General features: G+C 46.4%; 19 protein-coding genes. 7 read left to right on the forward strand and 12 right to left on the reverse strand.

Annotation, left to right across the window (positions count from 1 at the left end; translation table 11 throughout):
* Nucleotides 1–224: 224 nt before the first annotated feature.
* From QUB24_RS13835 to QUB24_RS13855, 5 genes are all read right to left on the reverse strand, one after another.
* Complete coding sequence (locus QUB24_RS13835; protein ID WP_015176151.1) at nucleotides 225–779, reverse strand: NYN domain-containing protein; 555 nt, start codon at nucleotides 777–779, stop codon at nucleotides 225–227.
* Between the two features lie 180 nt (nucleotides 780–959).
* Nucleotides 960–1,799: a glutamate racemase gene (gene murI / locus QUB24_RS13840; RefSeq protein ID WP_333153736.1), complete on the reverse strand. Its 840-nt coding sequence runs from the start codon at nucleotides 1,797–1,799 to the stop codon at nucleotides 960–962.
* Nucleotides 1,800–1,926: 127 nt separating this feature from the next.
* A complete protein-coding gene (locus QUB24_RS13845) occupies nucleotides 1,927–3,717 on the reverse strand; it encodes an N-acetylmuramoyl-L-alanine amidase (RefSeq protein WP_333153737.1) in 1,791 nt (596 codons plus the stop codon).
* A 455-nt stretch (nucleotides 3,718–4,172) separates the two neighbouring features.
* Nucleotides 4,173–4,679 (reverse strand): hypothetical protein, encoded by a 507-nt coding sequence (locus tag QUB24_RS13850; protein WP_333153738.1) that lies wholly within the window; start codon nucleotides 4,677–4,679, stop codon nucleotides 4,173–4,175.
* A gap of 620 nt (nucleotides 4,680–5,299) precedes the next feature.
* Nucleotides 5,300–6,322, reverse strand: coding sequence for an alpha/beta fold hydrolase (locus QUB24_RS13855; RefSeq protein ID WP_333153739.1), 1,023 nt, complete (start codon nucleotides 6,320–6,322; stop codon nucleotides 5,300–5,302).
* Between the two features lie 417 nt (nucleotides 6,323–6,739).
* Between QUB24_RS13855 and infC the strand changes: the two genes are divergently transcribed.
* From infC to QUB24_RS13870, 3 genes are all read left to right on the forward strand, one after another.
* Nucleotides 6,740–7,276 carry a translation initiation factor IF-3 gene (infC, locus tag QUB24_RS13860; protein ID WP_006635262.1) on the forward strand — a complete coding sequence of 179 codons (537 nt, stop codon included), beginning with the start codon at nucleotides 6,740–6,742 and terminating at the stop codon, nucleotides 7,274–7,276.
* Between the two features lie 107 nt (nucleotides 7,277–7,383).
* Nucleotides 7,384–10,425: a HEAT repeat domain-containing protein gene (locus QUB24_RS13865; protein WP_333153740.1), complete on the forward strand. Its 3,042-nt coding sequence runs from the start codon at nucleotides 7,384–7,386 to the stop codon at nucleotides 10,423–10,425.
* Between the two features lie 210 nt (nucleotides 10,426–10,635).
* A complete protein-coding gene (locus tag QUB24_RS13870) occupies nucleotides 10,636–11,112 on the forward strand; it encodes a Crp/Fnr family transcriptional regulator (protein ID WP_190660410.1) in 477 nt (158 codons plus the stop codon).
* A 241-nt stretch (nucleotides 11,113–11,353) separates the two neighbouring features.
* Here QUB24_RS13870 and QUB24_RS13875 read toward each other — a convergent pair whose 3' ends face one another.
* Nucleotides 11,354–11,767 carry a peptide chain release factor 1 gene (locus tag QUB24_RS13875; protein ID WP_333153741.1) on the reverse strand — a complete coding sequence of 138 codons (414 nt, stop codon included), beginning with the start codon at nucleotides 11,765–11,767 and terminating at the stop codon, nucleotides 11,354–11,356.
* A 165-nt stretch (nucleotides 11,768–11,932) separates the two neighbouring features.
* Here QUB24_RS13875 and QUB24_RS13880 point away from each other — a divergent pair, with 165 nt between their 5' ends.
* A complete protein-coding gene (locus tag QUB24_RS13880; RefSeq protein ID WP_190740439.1) occupies nucleotides 11,933–12,139 on the forward strand; it encodes a hypothetical protein in 207 nt (68 codons plus the stop codon).
* 238 nt (nucleotides 12,140–12,377) lie between these two features.
* Entirely contained in the window at nucleotides 12,378–12,800 is a 423-nt protein-coding gene (locus tag QUB24_RS13885) for a DUF6335 family protein (RefSeq protein ID WP_333153742.1), read from the forward strand.
* 93 nt (nucleotides 12,801–12,893) lie between these two features.
* Here the strand turns inward: QUB24_RS13885 and QUB24_RS13890 are convergent, their stop codons facing one another.
* From QUB24_RS13890 to QUB24_RS13900, 3 genes are all read right to left on the reverse strand, one after another.
* Nucleotides 12,894–13,574 carry a response regulator transcription factor gene (locus tag QUB24_RS13890; RefSeq protein WP_333153743.1) on the reverse strand — a complete coding sequence of 227 codons (681 nt, stop codon included), beginning with the start codon at nucleotides 13,572–13,574 and terminating at the stop codon, nucleotides 12,894–12,896.
* Nucleotides 13,571–15,025, reverse strand: coding sequence for a HAMP domain-containing sensor histidine kinase (locus QUB24_RS13895; protein ID WP_333153744.1), 1,455 nt, complete (start codon nucleotides 15,023–15,025; stop codon nucleotides 13,571–13,573). The genes QUB24_RS13890 and QUB24_RS13895 overlap by 4 nt, the downstream gene beginning before the upstream one ends.
* 161 nt (nucleotides 15,026–15,186) lie before the next feature.
* Nucleotides 15,187–15,798 (reverse strand): cupin, encoded by a 612-nt coding sequence (locus tag QUB24_RS13900; protein WP_333153745.1) that lies wholly within the window; start codon nucleotides 15,796–15,798, stop codon nucleotides 15,187–15,189.
* Nucleotides 15,799–16,169: 371 nt separating this feature from the next.
* Here QUB24_RS13900 and QUB24_RS13905 point away from each other — a divergent pair, with 371 nt between their 5' ends.
* On the forward strand, nucleotides 16,170–16,916 hold the full coding sequence (locus QUB24_RS13905) for a YHS domain-containing (seleno)protein (RefSeq protein ID WP_333153746.1): 747 nt from the start codon (nucleotides 16,170–16,172) through the stop codon (nucleotides 16,914–16,916).
* A gap of 347 nt (nucleotides 16,917–17,263) precedes the next feature.
* Nucleotides 17,264–17,965: a DUF4079 domain-containing protein gene (locus tag QUB24_RS13910; RefSeq protein ID WP_333153747.1), complete on the forward strand. Its 702-nt coding sequence runs from the start codon at nucleotides 17,264–17,266 to the stop codon at nucleotides 17,963–17,965.
* Nucleotides 17,966–18,123: 158 nt separating this feature from the next.
* Here QUB24_RS13910 and QUB24_RS13915 read toward each other — a convergent pair whose 3' ends face one another.
* The 3 genes from QUB24_RS13915 to QUB24_RS13925 all read right to left on the reverse strand — a co-directional run bounded on the left by QUB24_RS13915 (nucleotide 18,124) and on the right by QUB24_RS13925 (nucleotide 23,450).
* On the reverse strand, nucleotides 18,124–19,002 hold the full coding sequence (locus QUB24_RS13915; RefSeq protein ID WP_333153748.1) for a sugar ABC transporter permease: 879 nt from the start codon (nucleotides 19,000–19,002) through the stop codon (nucleotides 18,124–18,126).
* A gap of 333 nt (nucleotides 19,003–19,335) precedes the next feature.
* Nucleotides 19,336–20,799, reverse strand: a complete 1,464-nt coding sequence (locus tag QUB24_RS13920) for a CIA30 family protein (protein ID WP_333153749.1) — start codon at nucleotides 20,797–20,799, stop codon at nucleotides 19,336–19,338.
* 128 nt (nucleotides 20,800–20,927) lie between these two features.
* Nucleotides 20,928–23,450 carry an ATP-binding protein gene (locus QUB24_RS13925; protein ID WP_333153750.1) on the reverse strand — a complete coding sequence of 841 codons (2,523 nt, stop codon included), beginning with the start codon at nucleotides 23,448–23,450 and terminating at the stop codon, nucleotides 20,928–20,930.
* Nucleotides 23,451–23,588: the final 138 nt, after the last annotated feature.

Below are 23,588 nucleotides of genomic sequence, written 5' to 3' on the forward strand. Positions count from 1 at the left end.
CACCCGATTTTTCAGTATCCGTTACCGGATAGAGCTGCTATGTCACTAGGGCTTTTGGTTGATGCCAAAGGCTTGCATTCATTACAGCCGACCGCTCTGCCACTGAGCTACCGAGGATTGGGGGTTTTTGTTACCCACATTTACTAACAATAGCTGAACTTCCTCGATTTGGCAAGGCCTTTGAGAAACTTTTTTTTTGTCAGACAGGGAGCGGGTTTCAGCAGCTAATGCAGCCCCATTCTCAACTTGGCGAGGCGCTGCTGAGATTCTGGATCGAGGGAACTGGCGAGAAAGCGACTAGAATTTTGTTTGCGGGATTTGTGCCGTCGCTCGCTGCGGCGGGCGGTGGATTCTACGTCAGCCGCTAGTTGTTCGGCGGACATCCATTCGGCACCGTAGCCGACTACGGTCAATTGCTGCGCTCGGTCTGAGGTGGCGACAATCATGCGGCCTTTGCCTTTGACCGATCGCAACTCGTAGCGCAAACTAGCACAAGATTTTTCAATATAAGTATCTGCTGTCTGACCGAAGTCAGTGTAGTGCACTGATAAATTTTTAGTAATAATTTCTTTAACGCCGGGAGTATCTCGATAGTGCGCGTCAAATACAAGTCGAGCCTCAAAATCTTGAACGGCGCTGTAGTTAACTAAAACCTCAATCAACTCGCGGCGAGCTGTTTCGAGTTCGTCGCGATCGCGCTTCTCTCGGAGTCGAGGCCAAAGTCCAATTATGTTATAGCCGTCTACAAGTAAAACTGCTTGTGATACATAGAGTGACATGGTTCAAGGCTGAAGAGCTCCAGCACGTATAGGACATTATTTGCATTGTTCATCAAAGCTTTTGTTCAATAATATTACCTATTGATGTGTAATGGCTAGGTTACATCGCAATAATTAAACCCCCCAGAACCAGCTTTACCTGAGTTTTGGGGGGTTAGATTCATCTATAAATTTTCCGGCTTATTCGGCAGATTCCAGCGATACGGGCGATCTTACAACTGTCGGCAGGGATATTTTCTCAACAGCAGGAGTACAACCGAGCCACTGCACCGACAACTGGGCAAACTGCTGCGGGGGGCCGCTCACGCAAAAACGAGTCGGTAGCGCCGTACCAGGATTTCGCAGCCCCAAAAGCTCCAATTCTCTGGCAGCAGCAGCCACCACCCGTACCGCAGGATCGATCAATGTCACCCCAGCAGGCAAAAGCGATCGAACCACAGGAGCCAACAGCGGATAATGAGTGCAGCCGTAAATCAGCGTATCGATGCGCTGCTGAATCAAAGGAGCCAAATATTCCCTAGCCACCTCACAAGTATAAGGATCGTGAATCCGGTTTTGCTCCACCAGCGGCACAAAAGCCGGACAGCTAACCTGCCACACCAGGCAAGAATCGTCCATCTCCAAAATCGCATTTCGATAAGCATTGCTAGCAGCCGTAGCAGGAGTCGCGATGACCCCGATCCGCTTGCCTTGCTGCACAGCAGCCTGCGCCCCCGGCAGAATTACTCCCAGCACCGGGATATCAAATTCAGCCTGCACCATCTCCATCGCCAAAGCAGAACTGGTGTTGCAGGCCATAATGACCATTTTCACATCCTGTTCCACCAACCAGGCCATAATTTCGCGGACAAACTCCACAATTTCTGACGGGGTGCGAGTGCCGTAAGGCAGCCTCGCCGTATCTCCAAAATAAAGTATCGATTCGTTGGGCAATTGTTGGTACAACTGGGTCAAAACAGTCAAACCGCCCACGCCGCTGTCAAAAATACCGATTCTTTGTTGTCCAGAGTCTGTTGTCATTTGTTAATAGTTAGTTGTCTGTTGTCTGTTGGCAGTTGGCAGTTGGCAGTTGTCCTGTTTGGCCGATGCCCTGTTTGGCCGATGCCCTGTTTGGCCGATGCCCTGTTTGGCCGATGCCCAATTACCATTATCTTTGTTGAAGATAAAGCAAAATGCCGCGAGCGATCGAAGCCGCCATTTGACTGCGGTAAGCTGGGTCAGAAAGCCTAGCAGCATCCTCAGCACCCGTCACAAAACCTACCTCCAGCAAAACAGAAGGCATAGAAGTCTTCCTCAAAACATAAAATCGCGCCTGCCGCACTCGGCGGTCACTCGCCCCCGTCCCCTCCAAAATACTGGCGTGAATCACCCTGGCCAAATCTTGGCCGTTATTGAAATAATAAGTCTCAATCCCACTGATATCCGGCCGACTCATATTAATCGCATTAGCGTGAATGCTGACAAACAAAGTAGCATTCACCCGTTCCGCCAAAGAAACTCTGGGGTCCAGGTCGATTTCCCTGTCGTCAGTCCGAGTCATCACCGCCTGGACTCCTTGCTGTTCCAGCAGCCTCGCCACCTGAAAAGAGATATCCAAAACAATCTCCTTTTCCTGAATGCCCTGAATCCCGACTGCCCCCGGATCGCGGCCACCGTGACCAGGATCGATTACTACTACGGCGCGGCGGTTTGAAGCTTGGGGCAACTCATCGGTTCCGAAAGTCCTTCTCGGCAAAGGCTGCAAATTGGGAGTGCGAGTCAAAGGCTGCGCGCTAGCATTCGATGATCGCAACTGCAAAGACAGCAACTGCGGGTTTGGTCTCGTCACCCTGCCTACCTCTACCCCCGATCGTGGCTGCACCCAAATCACCACAGTCTCCGCATCTTCTTGGCTAGCAGTAAACGATACAGGACTGTTGGCATCGAGCTGAGGAATTTCTCCCGTCAGGACACTAGAGGCGATCCTGATCCAGTAAGCTCTCGACCCCTGGTCCCACCCGCTGGTATAGGAGACTTGGCGGTCAGTTCTCACCACCAGTTGCGTGCCGTTACTGGCTAAATCAATTGACTGAACTCTCGCTAAATTTCCTTGAGCTTGTCTCGCCGGAGGGTCTACAGTCAGGCGGCGGGGAACCGAGGGCTGTCTTACACTTCCAGGCAATAGCACAACCCCGCCCAAATTGCTCACAGACGCCCGCCACTGAGTATTAGAATTCTTCATCCGCAAAGTCACGCGGGTAACGGGCGGGTCTGTTGGCAGTTGCCGGACTTCAATCTTGTCAACCCCGTGCTGGCCGTTCGTTTGAGGCTGTTGGCTGCTTAGGCCCGGAGCTACACTAGCTCCTTCAATATCCAGGGTGGCGATGTCCCCGGCCCGACTTTGTTCAAAATTAATTTGGGGGCGACCGCCCGCAGTGCGGACTAAAAAACCGTCCGCCGTCACCTGAACGTTCTGAACTACAGTCGCCTCGGCCGACTGGGCTTGGGATGCTGAAGGTTCAACCGATAACCTTTCTCCCCCTGGCTCTGAAATCGGATTTTGAGTTTCTCCCCGCACCGGCGTTGGCAAATCCACTGTCCACTCGCTCGGAGAAATCCCCCGGAATTTTACTTGCTGAGGGTCTATAGTAAACCCGTCTTTGATCTCGACCACAATTCTGGTCGTATCGTTGTCAAACTGCCCTACCCGCACCGATTCGATCGCCCCTGAGAGCGGTCTGCTGACCGAGGGACGACCCAGACTCGTCCCCGGCAAGTCGATTACCAACCGCATCGGGTTGAAGATCAGTTGAGCCTTGGGTTGTACTCCCCCGTCTGTTGTAATGTAAAGCCGGTTCTCTGAAGCATCAAACCGCCAAGATTGCAGTCTAGCTGCTTCGGCGGCTCCGGCGAGCAAAAATACACTTAAGAAACTCGGTAGTAGCCAGTGGAATTTCACGACAGTTTTTTCCTCGTTTGCGTTACTGCCAAAAGCTGGAAGGGCGCTGCTTGCCCTCAGAGGCTTTCAGCAGTTAGCCGCCAGCATACCGGGGGCTTGGAGCCGTCAGTTGTTGGCTAAATTGACTTTTTTATGCGTTAATAGGCTCCAAAATGCCAGATCCCGGCATTTTTGAACTTTCCCGTATACTTGGGGGCGATCGGTTATAAGCAGACTGAAAGATTGTGGACACAGGGGAAGGTATTTATTTTTAGGAGCAAGAAACAAGGTGTTTCTTGAAGTTAGAAGGTACAAGTTAGAAGGTACAAGTTAGAAGGTAGAATTTTACCGTTCTTCCAGGGAGGGCTTTCATAGCTCTTTAATTTTGGCGAAGCTCGTTACGGCCAGGGTTATAATCCGCTTTACACTTGCGTTTTTTTCTAACTTTTCCTAAACTACCTCAATAACTTAACAACTTACCTCGACAACAATCCGGATTTCCAAGATTTAGGTAACTTTTCAAGGTCACCAAATGTTAGTCCCTGACCAACTGACATATTCTTTTGGAAAAGCTTTTTTGCTACTTTTTTGCTAAGAGATTGACAGTTAAATACAACTACATATCGCCCCTGCTCTCTTTTTTTCTGGATTTTTTTAATCAGTGGTTTTCGGTGCTGCTTGACACTTAGTGGGGCGATCGCGATCGCGCCCGCCAATTTAACATTATGATAGCTAGTCCATGTTTTCAGCAGTAACGGGAGAGTTTTGTGTGTTACTTGGGCCGGCAATGCTTTGTGTTTTAGGCTCTTTTTGAGTGCACGATCGACAGCCAGAGCATTGGTTGGTTGGTCAGAGAAAAAGTTTTGACCGTAGATATAGTAGTTATCGCAGTTGTAAAGTTTGTGGGACAGCAAAGACAATCGATCGGCTTCTGGGTAAAACCTGTGATTTGGTTTAATGACTTGCCTTTCGACTAACTGCATAACTTAGATGTGTACTACCAGTTAGAGAAGATACACTATCTTGGTGATTGTGTCAATCTCTGACTTTCTAAAAAAACGGGCCATCAATAACAGTAGATACAGGACATCACAGAAAGACGGAGACTTACTTTCCCGCAGGAGTCGTCCACAGCAAACAAGTGGTTTAGGTTAGTTCAAGCCTCTAGATAGCGGCTGGGGAGTCAATCGATTTTAGATTTTAGATTTTAGATTTTAGAGGCGACCCCACGGATAAATGCTCTTTCTTGAGGATTTTCGATTTGAGATTTGGGATTGATTCCACGGATAAATCACGTGGCGGGTACCACCTTTGAAATTCGTGGTCAATCTCGAACCTCAAATCGACTGACTCTCAAGATAGGGAAGTTTTGTAATATCGCAACCGCCCTGACGGTGAGGACGTTATTAATTTTTGACACCTAAGCGGTCGATTGCGCCTTCTTGCAGGACTTCTTTTTACCTGCTCCGCTTCGCCGCTACAGCCTTCAATATCTGCTATACCATACCACCGGTGCGATCGAGTTCTAGCAAATTTATTTTTGAGCGGGATCGATAGCTGCAAGTTATTTTTTTCCCTTAGTAATCCACGGGTGCATGTCTAATCAACAGTGCTGAAATTCGCTCTCGCCCATAGGTGCAAAATTCCGGCTCATCCAGTTCAAAATTGCTTGATTTACTTGTTCGGGGCATTCATCCTGGGGACAGTGGCCGGCATTGTCTAATTCAACTAGCTCTAAATAATTGGGATTGCATTCGACAAATTGGTGGGGTCGGGCGAACCGAGGGGGAATCATCCGGTCTTGTTTGCCCCAAATTAACAGCATCGGGATTGTTAAATTTCGCAGCACTGTCTTGACACTGGGACCAAATTGTGAGCTGCCTACAGCTTTAAATAAAGCGCAGAAGGCGCGGGCTGCTCCCCGATCGCCTGCTGGCCCTGCTAGAATTTCAACTAATTCGTCGGTAACAGCTTCGGGGTTGGAGTAGGCAAAGCCAATCCAGCGACGGACAAAGGAAGGCTTGCGGGCCAAATAAAACAAAGGTCTGAGTACGATCGGAGAAACAAACAAACTTTCAACCGTTTCGATCGCCGGAAGCAGCCATCCGGGCACCGCTTCGGCTCGCACAGAGGGGTCTGGGAGGCTAATCATTACGGTGCCGGCTACCATGTCCGGGTGAGCCGCGGCCACGGCCAGACAAATTAGTGAGCCGATCGAGTTTCCTGCCAATATTACTGGCTCTCTGATAAAAGTTAGCCAAAAATCATAAACTTGATCGACCCACAAAGAGACAGAGTAGTCGATCGGAGCTTTTTGGGAAGCGCCAAACCCTAACAAATCCAAGGCGTAAACGGTTTGGTTTTCGGCGAGTTGGGCGAGATTTTGTCGCCAGTGACCGATCGAAGCTCCAAACCCGTGCAGTAAAATAATCGGCGTTCCCGATGCGCGCGGGGCCATTGGTTTGGCCGCAGAATCTTGAAATTCCAGCGCGCCTTGATTTCGTACCCCATCGGGCCGCAAATAAGTGTAGCGAGTTTGCCAACCCCGCCACATCCAGTCTCGTTGAGTTCCCACCCGTTGGTGCCACAGCAGAGAATTTGTCAATTTTGCCTCAGCTCGCAACATAAATTTACACTTGCTTATACCTATTCTACAAGGCAAATCAGGCGACTTGGGGGAGTTGTCCGACCGGGCGAGATGGGCGAGGAAAAGCGACTTTACCTCATCCTTAAGCTTTTACCCGGAATTTTTGACGGTTTTGTCATCAATCGGGCAAGGGAACGGGCGATCGTGTGTGAAGTTAAAATAAAACTAGGCAGAAACTCAGCCAGACTGAGTAGAATAGCAAGTATTGTAAGAATTCATTTACGATCGTCCAAATATTCCCCAAGGCGTTAGCTGAGGGGACACAGGGCGCGGTAGTACGTCCGGTAAGGGTAACACCTTATAAAACAGTTCGATCGTCAATCGTGAAAAATTGACCGCTCAAACCTGTAACTATCAAGAAGCTTCGCTATTAAACTACTGCTTGTAAAACCATTCATGCCTGTGATTGAAAGAAGACAAAATCGCAACCTACCCCAGATCAACGAAAATATTCGATACCCCAAAATCCGGGTAATCGATACCGACGGCGCGCAACTAGGGATATTGACACCTGCAGAAGCGCTGCGCCTCGCAGAAGAAAAAGAACTCGATCTCGTACTTGTCAGCGACAAAGCTGACCCGCCTGTATGCCGGGTAATGGACTATGGGAAGTACAAATTCGAGCAGGAAAAGAAAGCGCGAGAAGCAAAGCGGAAGCAGCACACTGCCGATGTTAAAGAAGTGAAGATGCGCTACAAAATTGAAGAACACGACTACCAAGTGCGCCTCAAACTAGCAGACCGCTTTATCAAATCTGGGGACAAAGTAAAAGCCACGATCATGTTCAGAGGTCGGGAAATCCAACACAGCAACCTCGCAGAGGACTTGCTTAAGCGCATGGCAACAGATTTGCAGGAAATCGCAGAAGTGCAGCAAGCCCCCAAAAAAGAAGGACGCAGTATGATGATGCTGCTGTCGCCAAAGAAAGTATAAATAGATAGTCATTAGTGAGCAGTCATCAGTCATAAACTGGTGACTGATAGCTGATGACTTCGGAAGTTAGTCAGGAATAAGCTACCACACAGGGAAATCAACGCTGCATGGAAAATTTTCAAATCAGCGGTTCGGCGGGAGTAAGACAAGGAGTGCTGCGATCGCTCAACCTACGATCGGAAGAAGTAGAGCGAACCGTACTGATGTTCGTCGTCTACACTCTAACCTCCGTCGGGCTGATCTGGCTGGAACTCAGCACAGTAGGTCTTTTTCTAGATGAATTTGGTGCAGACAAAATGCCCTGGATTTATATAGCCAGCGCGTTTATCGGTTCTGGCTTGGGATTTGTCTACTCGTGGCTGCAAAAAATCCTGCCGCTAAGACGCACCGTAGTGGTTGTTCTGGCAATGATGTCGATACCGCTATTTTTGTTTCGATTCGGCATCGGCTACGAAAATACTAAGATAGCTGGCGTCAGCATCGCTTTTATTACTATTTTTTTGATGTGGCTGTGGGTAGAAGCTTGCTATGTCCTCAACGACCTAAATACTTCTATCACTTCCAACCAACTGTTTAATATTAGAGAAATCAAGCGCACCTATCCGCTAGTCAGTAGTGGCTATCTAGTAGCTGGAGTAGTCAGCGGATTTTCTCTGCCTGTTTTGCTGTACGTAGTCGGACTCAAAAACGTTACCCTCATATCGGGGTTGATGGTGGCGACAGGCTCGGTGTTGCTCTACTACCTCACGGAAAAATACAGCCAAGCATTCCCGGAAACGGCTCACTGGACGGATGACGACGAAGACGACGACCAAGAAGAATTTACCGCCCGCAAAGTTACAGGCCCGCTGCAAAAATACGCCGTACCTCTAGTCAGTTTCTTTATCCTCGCAGAAGTCGTCTACGTGCTGGTAGATTTCCAATTCTACAGCCAGTTAGAATACCAAAATCCGGGGGACGGAGCTAGCTGGATCGCTAGCTTCCTGGGCATTTATGAAGGCATACAAGGCCTGTTTCAAGTGGCGACTCAATGGTTCGCTTCGAGTCGGTTGGTGGAAAGAATCGGTGTATTCGTGACGGCGATGATTTTGCCGACGGGCATCGCTATACTCGGGGTGCTGACCCTAGGAGCATCGCTCGGCCAGCTAGTATCTGTGTTTATCGGGCTAATATTGCTGAGATTTTTAGACGAACTGCTGCACTACACCCTGTTGGAAACCGTTAGCCCGGTTTTATTTCAACCGATTCCCGACAATATTCGATCGGGAATTCAAACTTTGGTCAACGGTGTGGGCGAACCTTTGTCCTGCGGAGCTACAGGAGTAGGCATCCTGATTATGCTGTGGGTGACAGGCAAGATACTCCCCCAGCAAAATCAAGAGGTATTTCACGACCAGCAAAGCTTGATATTTATTGGCGTGATCGTCATATTGGCACTGTTGTGGGTGTTTGTCGTATGGTTGATCCGCTCTCAATACGTGGGTTTGTTGGTCAAAAGTGCGGAGCGGGGGCGCTTGGGCGTCACAGACGTTGACCTCAAAGCTCTCAAGCGCGCAGTGGTGGAAACTCTACAAAAGCCGGGGGGCGAAGATGAAAAGCGCTCTTGCATAGAACTCCTGACGCAAATTGACCCCAAAAATGTCGGAGAAGTTCTGGCTCCCATCCTCGATTCGCTGTCCCCTGGTTTGCAGCGCCAGAGCTTGGAAACGATGCTACAACACCCGAACCCCGCTTATTTAGAATCAGTCCGCGCACTCTCGCAGCAATCCTTGCCGCCGGAGGTGCTGGCTTTGGCTTTGCGCTACATCTGGCTGACGGAATCTGAACCGAATATTGAGAGCTTGCGGCCTTACTTGCAGCCGACGGTCGATCCGGTGGTGCGGGGTACGGCGGCTGCTTTAATTATGAGAAGGGGCGATCGCCTGCAAAAGGCAGAGGCTACTAATACGCTGCGGCAAATGCTGACACACAAGCAAGAGCGGGAACGTGTTATGGGGACGCGGGCTCTGGGAGAAGCTGATTATTTGCAAGGACTGCGGCTGCATATCCCCAATCTGTTGCAAGATGAATCTCTGCGAGTGCGCTGCGCTCTGTTAGACGTGATTTCGTCTACTCATTCGGAAGAATATTATCCTTCGCTGCTGCGCGGACTTGGTTACAAATCGACTAGGGAAGCGGCTTTGCAGGCTATAGTCAAACTTCACAACGATGCCATTCCTTTGCTCGTTTATTTGGCTGAGGATATCCACAAGTCTGATTTGGTCAGGTTGCAAGCTTGGACGGCTCTGGGTCAAATTGGGACAAATGAGGCGATCGACATTTTGGTGAGCAATTTGATGACGGCTTGGGGAACGACGAGGCGCAATATCCTCCGCATCCTGTTAAAAATGCCTTCGGAAGCGGGGATAGAAGGGGTTCTAGACCGCATCGGCCGTAGCGGCTTGGAAACTCTTATCGAACAGGAGTTAATGTTTATCGGTCAAATTTATGCAGGTCTGGTAGATTTGTCTGGGGTAACGAGCTACGGCAATTTGTCGGGGGGTGCTAACAGCACCGGGGCACCTGGGAACGATACGGCTCAATTGTTGCAGCGTGCTCTGGCGGGGTTGGAAGCTGATGCTAGGGAGCGGTGTTTTTTGCTGATGAAGTTTCTTTATCCGCTGGACACGGTACAAGCCGCTGCTTTCAACATCGCTTCTGGCCAACCTTCTTTGGTGGCTAGGGGATTGGAAATTCTCGATAATACTGTGGATATAGCTAGGAAGCGATCGCTCATCAATCTGTTAGATCAACACTCGGAAAGAGAAAAATTGAGCAACCTCTCGGAATTGATGGTTTACAAACCTCTAGCCCCTAGCGATCGTTTGCGCCGCTTGCTAGAATTGCGCCACTTCCTTTCGGATTGGGCCTTGGCCTGCTGCTTTCACTTGGCGAGAGAAGCGCGCTGGAGTCTTACGGCTCAACAAACTCTTGTCTGTCTGCAGCACCCGACGGGTTTTGTCCGCGAAGCAGTGTTAGCCTATTTGAAAATAGCCTCGCCCCGGGCTGTGGTCGAATTGTTGCCCAGGCTGCAAAATGACCCCGATAATTTGGTATCCGCTCAAGTTGAAGAGATGATGGCAGAGTTGGGTGCTGGGGGAAAAAGGTAAAGAAGGAAGAAGGAAGTTCGGCAACGGATTCGCTCGACGGATGTAACGGATGTAACGGATGTCGGGAAGAGGGAAGAGGGAAGAGGGAACAAAAAGAAACTATGCCCAATGCCCAATGCCCAATGCCCAATGCCCAATGCCCAATGCCCAATGCCCAATGCCCAATTCCTCTTCCTTTGTTTAAGTTTAAATTAATCATTGCATCTCATTATGTTAACAAGCGTCGAACGCCTATTGTTTGTGAGGGAGGTTCCGATTTTTAAGGAACTGCGGGATGATTTTCTCGTGCGTCTAGCATCGGTAATGGATGAACTTTCGTTTCCTTCCAAGCACAGGATTTTTACGGAAGGACAAGAAGGGCGGTCTCTCTATATTTTGGTATCGGGAACGGTGCGCGTGCATATAGGCGATCGGGATTTGGCACAGTTGAAAGCGGGGGCTTGTTTCGGGGAAATGTCGCTGTTTGATGCAGAACCTCGATCGGCTTCTATTTCTACTCTCGAACAATCCGAGTGTTTGATGCTGACTCAAATGCAGCTATACGATGCGATTGATGAAACGCCGGGAATTGCGGTGAATATTATTCGCTTGCTGTCGCGCCGGATTCGGGAGTTGAATCAAAAGTTGAATGCTAAAGAAGCCATGATGCCTCCTACAGAGACTGTGAGAGTTCCTGAAATGCGATGACATTGGGGAATTGAGAATTGTGTTTTTAGTCGATCGGTAATTCTGCACAATTTATCTTCTGTAAGGTGCCAATAGCGCACAATTTCTCTGGCTAGTGTCCGCTATTGGCACCTTATACTATATTTACAAAAAAAATGTAACTATAGACAACCCCCAAACCCGAATATTCATCAGTCATAGCCAATCTAAAATCTAAAATCTAAAATCTAAAATCTAAAATCTAAAATCTAAAATGGCATGACTATCGCCAATAAGGCCGGCCCTTCCAAAAAACTCCCACCGTAACTCCGATGAGTGCAGCTTCCGATAAACTTGCTAATAAAGCAGGTATGGGTAGGAATGACTTTAACACCAAACCCAAGAGCACGCACAAAACTAAAACCCACAAACTAATTCGGTTGAGCAAAAATTGTTGTTGCCAATACTCTAAAAAGTACACTGCTAAAGCTCCCATTCCCACAGCAGCAGCGAAAGGTATCAATGTTCCGAGGGAGGAGCCGTAAAGAAGCGTCACCCCGTTGCGGATTGGCCGCGATTGCGTGAAACCCCAGGCTAAAAATAGCTCCAGTCCAATCACGATTGAGTTGACGAGGGCGGCAATTTGCAGCATTTCTCGCCAAGGTAAAAGTTTTAAGCGCCGCAGAAAATTGTTCACGATCGGCAGATTAGGTAGGTTGCTTTGATCTTATAACAGTTTTGCCCTGGCGATCGACCTTTGATGACAATTTGTGAAGTAAAATAAAGATATAGAGCAGTCTCTTGACAAATTCACCCAGAGTACCTGCCTATTAGTTGTTGGAACAGTGAAAGGAAAAAAGTTATGGTGGAGAACACTGTCGATTGTGCTGTAGCTTGCGTCAATGGCTGCGTTCTGGGCGACAAGTGCCCGAAGCGGGAATACGCAGAAGCAACGTCCAACTTTATTGAAAATACTTCTCTGGATAAAATGCTAGAAATAGCAGAGGAAGCGGTGAGAAGGAAACGGACGGAACCCCCCAAATGGATAATTCCTGATTTTCCCGAATAGAATTAACATCCCCATTAAAAAGCGATCGCCCTTTTCAAACGGGCGATCGCTTTTTGTATTCCCAATGAAATAGCTGAGCCGAATCAATATATTTCCTGAGATAGAAGCTAAAAGCTTAAATAGCAATTAAGATACCACTTAATTATAGCCATCGGCAATTACTAAAAACAATTCAGTTAAAGCCAAATTAGGACATTTTTAATTTAATTGAGTTCAAAAACAAACAGGAGCAAGTATCGTGGCACAGCACAAAAAAGGCAACGCAAAAACAACAACAGAACACGATAATTTGGGCGATTTGCCTCAAGAAATTACCGAATCTTACGGTACCGGCGTCATCGATCAACCGGGATTGAGCCAAGACGACATAACAACCCTGCAGGACAGCAGTTCGGAATACTCTTCCACCAGTTCCCAAATCGGCGGCGAGGATGGCGATCCGGCTGCGGAACAAGAAAGTGCCACGGGCGAGCAATCTGTGGGCGGAACCGCGCCTACTCCCGACCTGGATATGGTTGACGAACTCGGAGCCGCTGCGGGCATAGAGATGGCGGATGGGGCTATTTTGCACACAACAGATATGCTTGAACATCGAGATGAAAGTCGGTGGGAATTAGACCCTAGTTCTGCGGAAGATTATCAGGAACGACCGGATTTCTAGGTCTATTTGGTACAAAAAAATAGGTAGTATAATAGGAGCGGGTTCACCAGTATCCATTCTTAATCTGCCAAGTATTTGTAAATCCGCCCCTCATCACTTTTGCTCTCGCAACACGTATCCAACTCCCCTAACCGTATGCAGCAGGCGTTTGGAGTTACTTGCTTCTAACTTAATCCGTAACGCACGAATATACACTTCAATAATGTTTGACTCGCCCATAAAATCGTAACCCCAAACTTTTTCTAAAATCCGGTCGCGGGTAATGACTTGACGGGGATGTTGCAGCATAAATTCTAACAAATCAAACTCTTTGGCAGTGAGTTCAATTAGTTGACTACCTCGATAAACTTCACGGGTTAAACCGTTCAATACTAGGTCTTCAAATTGTAAATTATCCGGGTCATTTGCTTGAGTTCGGCGCAGACGGGCTTTGACTCTCGCGAGGAGTTCTTCCATACTGAAAGGCTTAGTAACATAATCATCGGCCCCAGCATTTAATCCAGTTACGCGATCGGGTACTTCATCTTTGGCTGTTAAGATAATTATTGGTACTTGAATACCAGTCGATCGCAACCTTAAACAGATGTCTAATCCAGAGATACCGGGAAGCATCCAATCTAAAATTAATAAATCCGGTTGAGTATCACGAGCGATCGTTAATCCATCCAATCCGTTTGGGGCGACAGTGACGTGATATCCTTCAAGACTAAGTTCAGATTCGATGAACTTTGCCAGTTTAGGGTCATCTTCAACAAGGAGAATGCGATCGCTCATAGCTGCGGATTCCAGACAGGTAAGGTGATAGTAAAAATACTACCTTCTCCCGGTTTAGATCGGAGCGTAATACGTCCTTCCATGCCTTCGATCAGGCTTTTGGCGATCGCCAATCCCAACCCTGTACCGTCTCTAGAGCGCGTCATTGACTCATCCACCCGGTAAAACCGCTCAAAAATCCGGTTTTGATGGGGGAGAGAAATACCAATTCCGCGATCGCCCACATGAATCATCACCTGCTGTTCCCTCTTTTCTAAGACTAACTCAACTGGTTGTTCGGGAGCAGAATACTTGATTGCATTATCGACTAAGTTAATTAACACTTGTTGTAAACGATCCTGATCCGCACAGGCTACAACATCCTCATCATTTGACACGAAAATAATTTTCCGATTGCTAACTTTTTGACTCATCTGGGCTACCTCAGCCACCAGAGTATTCAGCATCACCGGATTCAAACGAAAGTGCAAGTTGCCACTATCAGCCCTTGCCAAATCCAGCAAATCTTCTAACATCCGAATCGTGCGTTCAGTTTCCCCAACCGCTGTTTCCAGTGCTTGTTGCTGATAGTCACTTAAGTTAGTGCTGCGTCGCAGCAAACTTTGTAAATAACCCACTACAACCGTCAGAGGAGTGCGTAATTCGTGGGAAACATTACCGACAAATTGGCGTTGTTGCTCCCAAGAACCCGATAAGCGAAACAACATCTCATTAAAGGTTTGGGCTAGTCCTAAAATCTCATCAGGAGCCTGATGCAGTTGGAGTTTAGCCGCCTGCAAATTATCAGCAGACAAAGTGCTAGCTACCTGACTCATATGTTCCAAAGGATGGAGAGCATGACGAATGCGACTGGCGATCGCCAACATTAACACTAAGATTACCACAATACTGACAACAATTAGACTGCGAATCCCATCATTTAATTGACGTTGCTCATCAGTGATATCTTGAGAGAAATATACCGTACCCAGTAACTCATTTTTGATCCTCAGAGTTTTGCTACAGATCACCAAGTAGCGATCGCCCACCTGAACAAAAGTCGGCTCAGCAGGTACTTCCGTCAACGATATCATCTTCGTAATCTTAGAAGATTGCAGATCCATATCAGGTGAATTTACCAAAAGCATCCCATCATTTCGCTTCACCCACACCATGATTCCTCCTGTGGAAGCTTTATGCACACTTCGGGTTAAGCCAATTTCTAGTGAACCCATTTCACTATAAAGCTCAACCTGTTCGGGAAAGCGTATTCCAATGTATTCCAGAGTTTTTTTATGAGCACCGACTAAATTTTGCGACCTTTGCCAGCCTGCCCAAAATGCCACACTGCTCAGTGCTAAAATCGAGAGTACCAGCAATTCCAGCGTCAGGCGAAACTGAAGCGAAGAGGTGGAAATTCGCTTGCCCGTGAGATAGTTGATAGCGGCTCTAACTTGGCTAATTAGCTTCATTATATCGTCAGGTTGTGAGGAGAATTAAGCCGTAAAATCAGTAAAAAAAAAACTAAATAAAATTAGTCTCCGGTGGAACCGACGAAAGTTTGTGCAGCCGCGATTTCACTCGCCCGGTATATTGGATATTTGTTGATATTTGCTCGCAGCAGGATGCTCCCTTAAAAGTTTTCCGCAGTGCCTTTAATCTGGTTAAACTCAAATCGTCGATCGTAATCTGTTACACCATAAAGATTAAAACTAATGGTTGGTTGAGCTCCCAGTGCTTCCACATGATGAATCGCATCTGGCATTAAGCACAAAACGTCACCAGGGGCAAGCAAAATATCTCCCACTGTGGTAATTTTATCGGGAAACTTGCGAGTTGGCGATCGCTGCCAAAAAGTATTTTTCTCCTGTCCATCAAGTAGCGCCACCAGTCCCCAACTGGCATGATTATGAATCGGAGAAACAGCACCCGGAGCCCAAGCCACCAACTGCACCGTCAGAGGAAAAAATGGTTCATCATACAGTGTTTGTACTGCCCAGCCTGTCTCAGAGTCAGGCTCAAGTAGAGCAATTTGAAACCAGGAAGAACTATCTAACAACCTGCGGACAAGGGGACAAATTGCCTGGAGTCGTAAATAATCATCACTAATTTGCTCTAATACATCTTCCAAGTCAGTTAAAAAGCGGTAAAGTCGGTAGGGATGAGTCAAATCTTCAATTTGACTTGTAGGCTCAAAAGTATTGCACTGTCCATCATCAGTCACTAACCAGTCTTTTCCTGTCATAATTTTTCAACTCGCGGTTAAATTACTGCACTACTAAGTTTCTCATCAGCAATCTTGGGTTGAGAAACCAGATATCTAGCAAGAAACCCGGTTGCTAAGCCGACAGTGCATCAAGGACTCTCAAGGATAGTCAGGGTTACTCTCTACTCTATAAGACATTCGGGGTAACTAGATGATGCGTTCCTAATTTCCAGATGAATTTTTGCTGAATAAAGGGACGTATAAAGTATTCAGAGTTTTATCTCCCATCCATCTCTTCCTCATCTAGCACTCATTTTATTGAGCGTTAATGCAAATAACCTCAAGTCTTGAGGGCAAGCAAATGTCAGCACAATTGCCAGAGACGAAAAACTCATAAGCAAACATCTGGCATGGAGTTACTAACAATTTATCGGGAAATTAGACACATGAAAGTAAAATACATTACCACGATCGCCATTGCCACCATTATCGGTTTGGTAACAACTAATTTTAGCTACGCCAATTCCAAGGCTTCCACAAACTTAAACTCTACAACCGTTTCATCCAAGGTTGCACAATCCAACCCTTGTGCTGGTAAAGCCAATCCTTGTGCGAGTAAAGAAAATCCTTGCGCTGGTAAAGCCAATCCTTGCGCTGGTAAAGCCAATCCTTGTGCTGGTAAAGCCAATCCTTGCGCTGGTAAAGCCAATCCTTGCGCTGGTAAAGCCAATCCTTGCGCTGGTAAAAGCAGCACAGCAACTGTTCATCCTCAATTCTACACCGAAAAAAGTGTGGCTCTTGATGGTCAGGATGTCGTAGCCTATTTCACCCAAAGCAAATTAGTTATGGGAGTTAGCCAATTTAAACATAATTGGGCTGGAACAACTTGGATATTTGCTAGTGCAGCAAACCGTGATATGTTTGCCAACAATCCTGAAAAGTATGCTCCTCAATACGGTGGATATTGCGCCCAGGGTACCAGTGAAGGGCATCTTGTTGTCACTCAGCCTGACGCCTGGAAAATCGTTAATGGGAAGCTTTATCTCAACTACGATAAAACAGTACAAGCACAGTGGATGGGGAATATCCCTGGTCACATTGCTTCAGCTAACAAAAATTGGCCTGCTATTCTCAATAACAAAGAACTGTTCCGCTAAGCTGAAAGTGATGCATAAAATTAGTCCTTAACCGCCACGGACGTAACCTCCAGCATTTTTCATTTGTATGGGGTACAAAAAGGTAATTGTAATTGCGTTATTGCGTAATTTTAAAAGCTATACCTCACACAATTGGCAACTGCTATATTTTATGAGCGAACAAAATATTCGCTGACTTATCCTTCATAAAGCGTGTTGGTAGTCAGGACTTCAGTTTTATCTATGCCGATGAACAATTACTATTAGTCCTGACTACAAACTTACTGTGGTTAGATGGCCGGATATGATATTATGTATCGCAAAAACCGGGTTGATGAAGCCAACCCTCCTCAACAAAAAGGTGCTGTATGGAATTTAAAGATTTTCTGGCTTTGCTGCATCCTATTTTAGCTGTAGCGATTGTTTTTCCTATGCTTGGTGTTGTTCTCAATATGGCGTGGCAAACTATGCAGCGTCGGAAGCAAATTGCGATCGACACCAAGAGCAAAATTCCACCTGTAGTCGGTTCAGAACACGTCAAAGCAGGTCGAATTCTGTCAGGTTCTGTGGTAGGAGTGACGTTGGTGGGTCTAGCCTACCCGATTTTTGAGCATATTTTGAGCAAGGATGTTTGGAGCAAAAACTCGTTTCAGGTCATTTTCATTGTGCTGATGTTTGTTGCAACTGTGGGTTCTTTGGTGATGCTATATCGAGCTACACCCGCTTTATGGCGCGGCATATTTGCGACCCTAACAGGTACTGGTTTGGTGATTCTTGGCACTCAAGATGGCGTTTATCGGCGAACCAATGAATGGTATTGGTCTCACTACTACATTGGCATCGCCGCTGCGCTAATTATGGTTTTCTCCCTTGCCATCATTGAAGACATTTACAAAGACCGCTCAAATCGCTGGCGCACTATCCATGTAGTATTGAATTCGATCGCTGTGCTGCTCTTTCTGGGACAGGGAATGACCGGAACCAGGGATTTATTAGAAATTCCTCTGAACTGGCAGAAGCCCTATATTTATAGCTGTGATTTCGCCAATAAGACCTGCCCAAAGCCGTGAGCGATCGCATTACTTCGATATTCCAGTCGAAAATTAGTAGAAATTAGACCAATAAACCCGGTTTCTGAATGTAACAAAGTCGTGGTAATCACAGGGATGAGAACGAGAAACCGAGTTTATGAGGCCCGGAGTGCGTGAGTTCTCATCAGTCATAAATCTTAATCATTGCGAGTCAAACCCTGAAGGCTAACTTGCAAAATTGACAAACCCAAAATTAGCAAAAACAAAACCAACCCGATCGTACAAGCATAGCCAATTTCCAAATCCTTAAAAGCCCGTTCGTAAAGATAATAAACAACAGTCTTAGAATTATTGCGAGGCCCGCCCTGAGTCATAATATAAACTTCTTCAAAAACCTTAGTAGCAGAAATCGCCGAAATTACCGCAACTAAAACTAAATAAGGCTTCATCAGCGGCACAGTAATATCCCAGTGCTTTCCCAAACCATCAGAACCATCAATAGCAGCCGCCTCATAAAGTTCTGCCGGAATAGCTTGCAGCCCTGCCAAATAAATTACCATGTAATAACCCAATCCTTTCCAGATAGTAACAGCCATCACGCTAAAGATTGCTAACTTCGGATTAGCCAGCCAAGAAACAGGAGGTACACCCAACAATTCCCCCAACTGATTTAGCAGTCCAGTCTCAGCAAACAGCCACTTCCAAGCAATCCCAGCGACAACCATTGAAATCACCGCCGGCGTGTAGTATGCTGCACGAAACCAGTTCATCCCCTTAAGTTTTTGGTTGCACAAAATCGCCATTCCCAACGGCACAACAACCAATACAGGCACAACGCAGGTGAGATACAGCAGCGTATTCGTCAAAGTTTGCCAGAATGTGCGATCGCCCCACAACCTATAAAAATTCTTTAAACCCACCCACTGTGGCATTTGAGTCAAATCATATTCGTAGTTGGTAAAACTCAAATAAAAAGCTTGCACAGCAGGCCACAAAACAGTCAAACTCAAAATAAATAAAGCCGGAAGCAAAAACAAATAAGGCGTCAAATAGCGTCGGGAAAAAGTAACAGACATAAATTAATTATTAATTATTGGTTATTAGTTATTTTACTCGTTAACAGGCTCTGCCTGGTAACGCATATCCGGAGGCTCTGCCTCCAATTTTGCTACTAACAAGCGAGGCAGAGCCTCTGGACATTGATTCCCAGGCTCAGCCTGGGAACCAGTTATAAAACTCGCATTTTACTCGTTAACAGGCTCTGCCTGGTAACGCATATCCGGAGGCTCTGCCTCCAATTTTGCTACTAACAAGCGAGGCAGAGCCTCTGGAGATTGATTCCCAGGCTCAGCCTGGGAACCAGTTATAAATCACCAAGCCCACCTCATTTTACTAAGAAGTGCTATATGTTATTTAACTCCAGAAAACAAAGCCGGCCAGTCTCCCGGAGAACTGGTATTTTCCCCCTCTTTCACCTCAAAAGTAACATTGCAAGCTTGCGGTTGTTCCAAGGCCTGCACACACAATTCTGCAATATCTTCCCGACTAACTTTACCCCTAATATTGTCTCCTTGCTCAAATATTAAAGCTTTGCCTCCCGGTTCTTCAGTCAAAGCGCAAGGTCTGACCACAGTATAAGGTATGCCGCTCGATCGCACGCAATCTTCCCCTTTCAACTTCCAAGTCAAAATCCCCCCCAACATATCATTCATCCTGACGGCAGGCGGTTCTTCTTCCAAGTTAATTCCCGGGCGGCCCGGGCGGGTAACTCCTGCCGAACTCACCATCACAAATCGCGGCAAGTTCTGTCCCCCATCAGCTTTAATAGATTCTAACTCCAGTTGAAAAATACCCGGTGTAAATTTCGGGTTGAGCGCGCCATCATATTCAAACTTGCTCAACATTAACTGAAAAGAAAAAATACTGCTGGCATCAAATTTCGAGCCATCTTTGACTGTTTTGGCGCGGAATACTGGAATTAACTCATCAAAAGGAACAGTGACAGTAATCCAGATATTGTAAACAGTATCAAACGAATAGCAATAGCCAATTCCATCCCATTTAGCTTCGCTGCGAACAATCAATTTGTAGCGCTTGCCGTCCCCTTTGACGCGCAGTTGGAGGCCGCTACATCCTGTGAGATTAAGCGGAGGATCAAAGTTGCGGGTACGCACCGAAGCAAAGCCGCCCGAGTTGGCAGTAGAAACATTGCCTGTGAAGATAGCTGTATTGTCTGTCAGCCGAATCGAACTTTCGCTGGTGCCGCCCATCACGATATCGTCTAGCGCACCCCAAGTTTCTTTTAAATCTTGGCTGGGTTTTGTGAAGTCAAAAATTGTTTTTTCGCCTGCTTGAATTAGCTGGCGGCGAACAGCTTGCACTAAATTATTGAGGCCTTTGTATTCGACTATTTCGGGAACATCCACAACTTCCGGCATATAAAATTTGATGCCTTGATAATATTTTTCCCGCGTTGGGGTGTCTCCTTCTATCGGTTGAACTTTGGTGCCAGTACAGCAGATAACTGCTTCTATGCCCTCGGTTACTAGCGGTGTTAGGGTTTCTGGGAGAGTGATATCTCCTTCGACTAACTCGACATTTTTGCCGAGAATTTCTGTTGCTCTTTTAGCATCTCTGACGAGGGCTCGCACTCTATATCCCCGCTGTTGCAGCCGCTTGACAACTCGCTTCCCGACGCCGCCGGTGCCACCGGCTACCAGTATCAGTTTGGGTTGGTCTTTTTTACTGTTGCTGCTGCTTCCAAAGAGTTGTTGCAGCCAGCTAATGCGGCCAATGAAGGGAATGACGCCGAAATAAGCCAAGGTTTTGAGAAACCGGCCGGCATCCCATTGGGCGGTTTTTTTTTCAGTCATACTAGCTTCCTCTGAATTGGCTCAAATCTACTTAGCTGCTTTTGTATTTTAATCGAATTTTCGATTTTTGAATTGGGGCGATTTCCTAGCCTAGCCTTTGGGATAGCTTCGCTAGGGCGGATTTTTTTTCACTTGACAATGGGTGTGGGGTGAGTTTGGCTCAAGGGAATCTCAATAATCAACTCGGTACCCTCTCCGGGGGCAGAAATGCAAGTCAATTTGCCACCGTGTTGTTCTAGCACAATTTCGTGGCTAATCGCCAAACCTATCCCCGCACCTTTGCCCACCTGTTTTGTGGTAAAAAACGGCTCAAAAATTTTCTGGCGCACTTTTTCTTCCATGCCCCAACCGTTGTCCTCGATCCGAACTGCTACGGCTTTTTTCCCCGGACAAAGTTCAGTCACAATCCGAATTTGTCCGTACTTAACTGGCTGTTCTTTGTCCCCGCCGTGCGACGATAAATTATTGTTGACAAAGGCATCTTCGAGAGCATCAATTGCATTGGCAAGTACATTCATAAATACTTGGTTGATTTGAACTGCGTAACACTCAACCAAAGGCAGAGAGCCATATTCTTTGATGAGATGAATTGCGGGGCGATCGGGCTTCGGTTTGAGTCGATTACTCAAAATCAACAAAGCGCTATCCAATCCGTCGTGAATGTCAACTGGTTTAATTTCTGCTTCGTCAATTCTAGAGAAATTTCGCAGCGACTGAACTATCTCGCGGATGCGGTTAGCTCCTACTTTCATGGAACCCAGCAACTTCGGTAAGTCTTCAACTATGAACTCTAATTCTGCTATTTCTATTTGTGCTTGAATTTCTGGCGACGGCGACGGATAGTGCTGGTCGTAAAGCTGCAATAAATTGATCATTTTTTGACTGTATTCATTAGCATAGCTAAGATTGCCGTAGATGAAGTTAATCGGGTTAGTGACTTCATAAGCTACCGCCGCCACCAACTGTCCCAAACTTGACATTCTTTCGCTTTGCACCAATTGAGTTTGCGCCCGCTTAAGTTCGGACATCGCTGTTTTTAAATTAGCAGTTTTTTCCCGTTCTCTGGCGACTGAGGCTTCTAGTGCTGTATTTAATTTTTCGAGTTTATCGACTTGACACAGCACTATATTAATCATTGCTTTTTTCAGTTCCAATGCAGCGTCTATTTCGCATTGTTTCCAAGGCAACGATTTGTACCTCACATTTTCTTTCCACAGCTCGAAGGATTTCCGAGGAGACAGTCGAGGGTTGCCATCTTCATCGGTTTCAACTGGTTTGTTGGGGTTGCCCGCCCAATTTACGGTCTTAATTACTTCCGGGCGAAACCACAAAACGTATATTTTCTGCGTCGGTGATATTGCTATAGCCAAACACCCGCTGGCTGTGTCTTTAAATTCCTCAGCTTCTGGATAGCATTTAGTGAGCGAGTCTGTATAAAAAATTTCTTTATTTAAATGCTCTTGCACCCAATTAGTTAAGTATTTGAGCGCTTCTCCTTGAGGTGTTTGCCCTACTTGATAGCAATTGTCTCCAAATACTATTGCGGCTCCTTGGGCGTTGACTGCTTCTAGCAAATTCTGCTGACATTTAACTAACACTTCTGACAAGTTGTCGGACGTGGATATGTCTTCAAAAATCTTGGTTTGAATGGATTTTAAGTGTAGTTTGTAGTCGTAGTCTTCGTTTCCTTCTTTTGATTGCAGTTCTAAGGACATTACTTGCCCGATAAATTCGCAGGCGGCGCGCAATTCATAGTTGAGGTATTTTGGTGTATAATTGTGGCAAGCAATCAATCCCCACAGTTTTTTGTCTTTGATTAATGAGATTGACATCGAAGCGGCAACGCCCATATTTTGCAGGTATTCTATGTGAATGGGAGAAACGCTTCTCAATACGCTGAAACTCAGGTTTAGGGGCTGGGTGGTGACAGCATTATTTCCTGAAACAAGGGGGACTGGTTGATAATTAATATCTGGGATTAACCTCAGCCAATTTAACGCATACAGTTGTCGGGCTTGTTTGGGGATATCTGAACTTGGGTAGTTTAATCCTAAGAAAGGACTCAGCATTTCTGCTTTGTCTTCAGCGATTACAGCGCCGTTGCCTTCGTGGTCAAATTGATAGACCATCACTCTATCAAAACCAGATATTTTTCTGACTTCTTCTACAGTTATTTGAGATAATTCCTTGAGATTTTTGGCGCTTTGAATTTTGCTGATAGTGGCTCTCACTGAATGATAAAAACTAAAAACAGAAAGATTTTCTGGGTTTGTGGCTAATTCCAACTCGACCATCAATACTTCGTCTACTCGGTGGAGGATGCAGTCAAACTCTAAATATTTACCTTTGTTTATGACAGAAAGTTTAATGGGATTAACGGTTTTTAAGTTTTCATTACCCAAACAAAGCTTGAGTTTTTTTATTTGAACTCGATTGAAGAATAAGCTCAAATTTCGACCGATCGCACTTTCCGGCTCTACTCCTAACAAATCTTGCGTATTTTCGCTGACTTGCAGTATTTCTAGTTCAGGTTCTCGTACAACAAGTAGCACCCCGTGTGGCTGAATGTGCCCCGATATGTGAATGGGCTCTCTGTCGCAGTTTGTCAAGTCAACTTCTTCGAGTGCGGGAATTCTGATTTGTAGATCCATTTTTTTGTCTTCCGCTGTAAAATGTCGAGAGGGTTCTAATGATTTGAAATTTGAGATCACATTGGCTTTTCCATAATAATCTCATATTGTTCGATCGCATAACGGATCGATCCCTGGACGGACACTGAGAATCAATCA

The sequence above is a fragment of the Microcoleus sp. B9-D4 genome, assembly GCF_036705105.1.
Lineage (GTDB): Bacteria > Cyanobacteriota > Cyanobacteriia > Cyanobacteriales > Microcoleaceae > Microcoleus.

Excerpts from the sequence above, each read along its gene's own strand:
- QUB24_RS13835 (WP_015176151.1), bottom strand. The coding sequence starts at position 779 with ATGTCACTCTATGTATCACAAGCAGTTTTACTTGTAGACGGCTATAAC.
- murI (WP_333153736.1), bottom strand. The coding sequence starts at position 1,799 with ATGACAACAGACTCTGGACAACAAAGAATCGGTATTTTTGACAGCGGC.
- QUB24_RS13850 (WP_333153738.1), bottom strand. The coding sequence starts at position 4,679 with ATGCAGTTAGTCGAAAGGCAAGTCATTAAACCAAATCACAGGTTTTAC.
- QUB24_RS13855 (WP_333153739.1), bottom strand. The coding sequence starts at position 6,322 with ATGTTGCGAGCTGAGGCAAAATTGACAAATTCTCTGCTGTGGCACCAA.
- infC (WP_006635262.1), top strand. The coding sequence starts at position 6,740 with ATGCCTGTGATTGAAAGAAGACAAAATCGCAACCTACCCCAGATCAAC.
- QUB24_RS13865 (WP_333153740.1), top strand. The coding sequence starts at position 7,384 with ATGGAAAATTTTCAAATCAGCGGTTCGGCGGGAGTAAGACAAGGAGTG.
- QUB24_RS13870 (WP_190660410.1), top strand. The coding sequence starts at position 10,636 with ATGTTAACAAGCGTCGAACGCCTATTGTTTGTGAGGGAGGTTCCGATT.
- QUB24_RS13880 (WP_190740439.1), top strand. The coding sequence starts at position 11,933 with ATGGTGGAGAACACTGTCGATTGTGCTGTAGCTTGCGTCAATGGCTGC.
- QUB24_RS13890 (WP_333153743.1), bottom strand. The coding sequence starts at position 13,574 with ATGAGCGATCGCATTCTCCTTGTTGAAGATGACCCTAAACTGGCAAAG.
- QUB24_RS13895 (WP_333153744.1), bottom strand. The coding sequence starts at position 15,025 with ATGAAGCTAATTAGCCAAGTTAGAGCCGCTATCAACTATCTCACGGGC.
- QUB24_RS13900 (WP_333153745.1), bottom strand. The coding sequence starts at position 15,798 with ATGACAGGAAAAGACTGGTTAGTGACTGATGATGGACAGTGCAATACT.
- QUB24_RS13905 (WP_333153746.1), top strand. The coding sequence starts at position 16,170 with ATGGAGTTACTAACAATTTATCGGGAAATTAGACACATGAAAGTAAAA.
- QUB24_RS13910 (WP_333153747.1), top strand. The coding sequence starts at position 17,264 with ATGGAATTTAAAGATTTTCTGGCTTTGCTGCATCCTATTTTAGCTGTA.
- QUB24_RS13915 (WP_333153748.1), bottom strand. The coding sequence starts at position 19,002 with ATGTCTGTTACTTTTTCCCGACGCTATTTGACGCCTTATTTGTTTTTG.
- QUB24_RS13920 (WP_333153749.1), bottom strand. The coding sequence starts at position 20,799 with ATGACTGAAAAAAAAACCGCCCAATGGGATGCCGGCCGGTTTCTCAAA.
- QUB24_RS13925 (WP_333153750.1), bottom strand. The coding sequence starts at position 23,450 with ATGGATCTACAAATCAGAATTCCCGCACTCGAAGAAGTTGACTTGACA.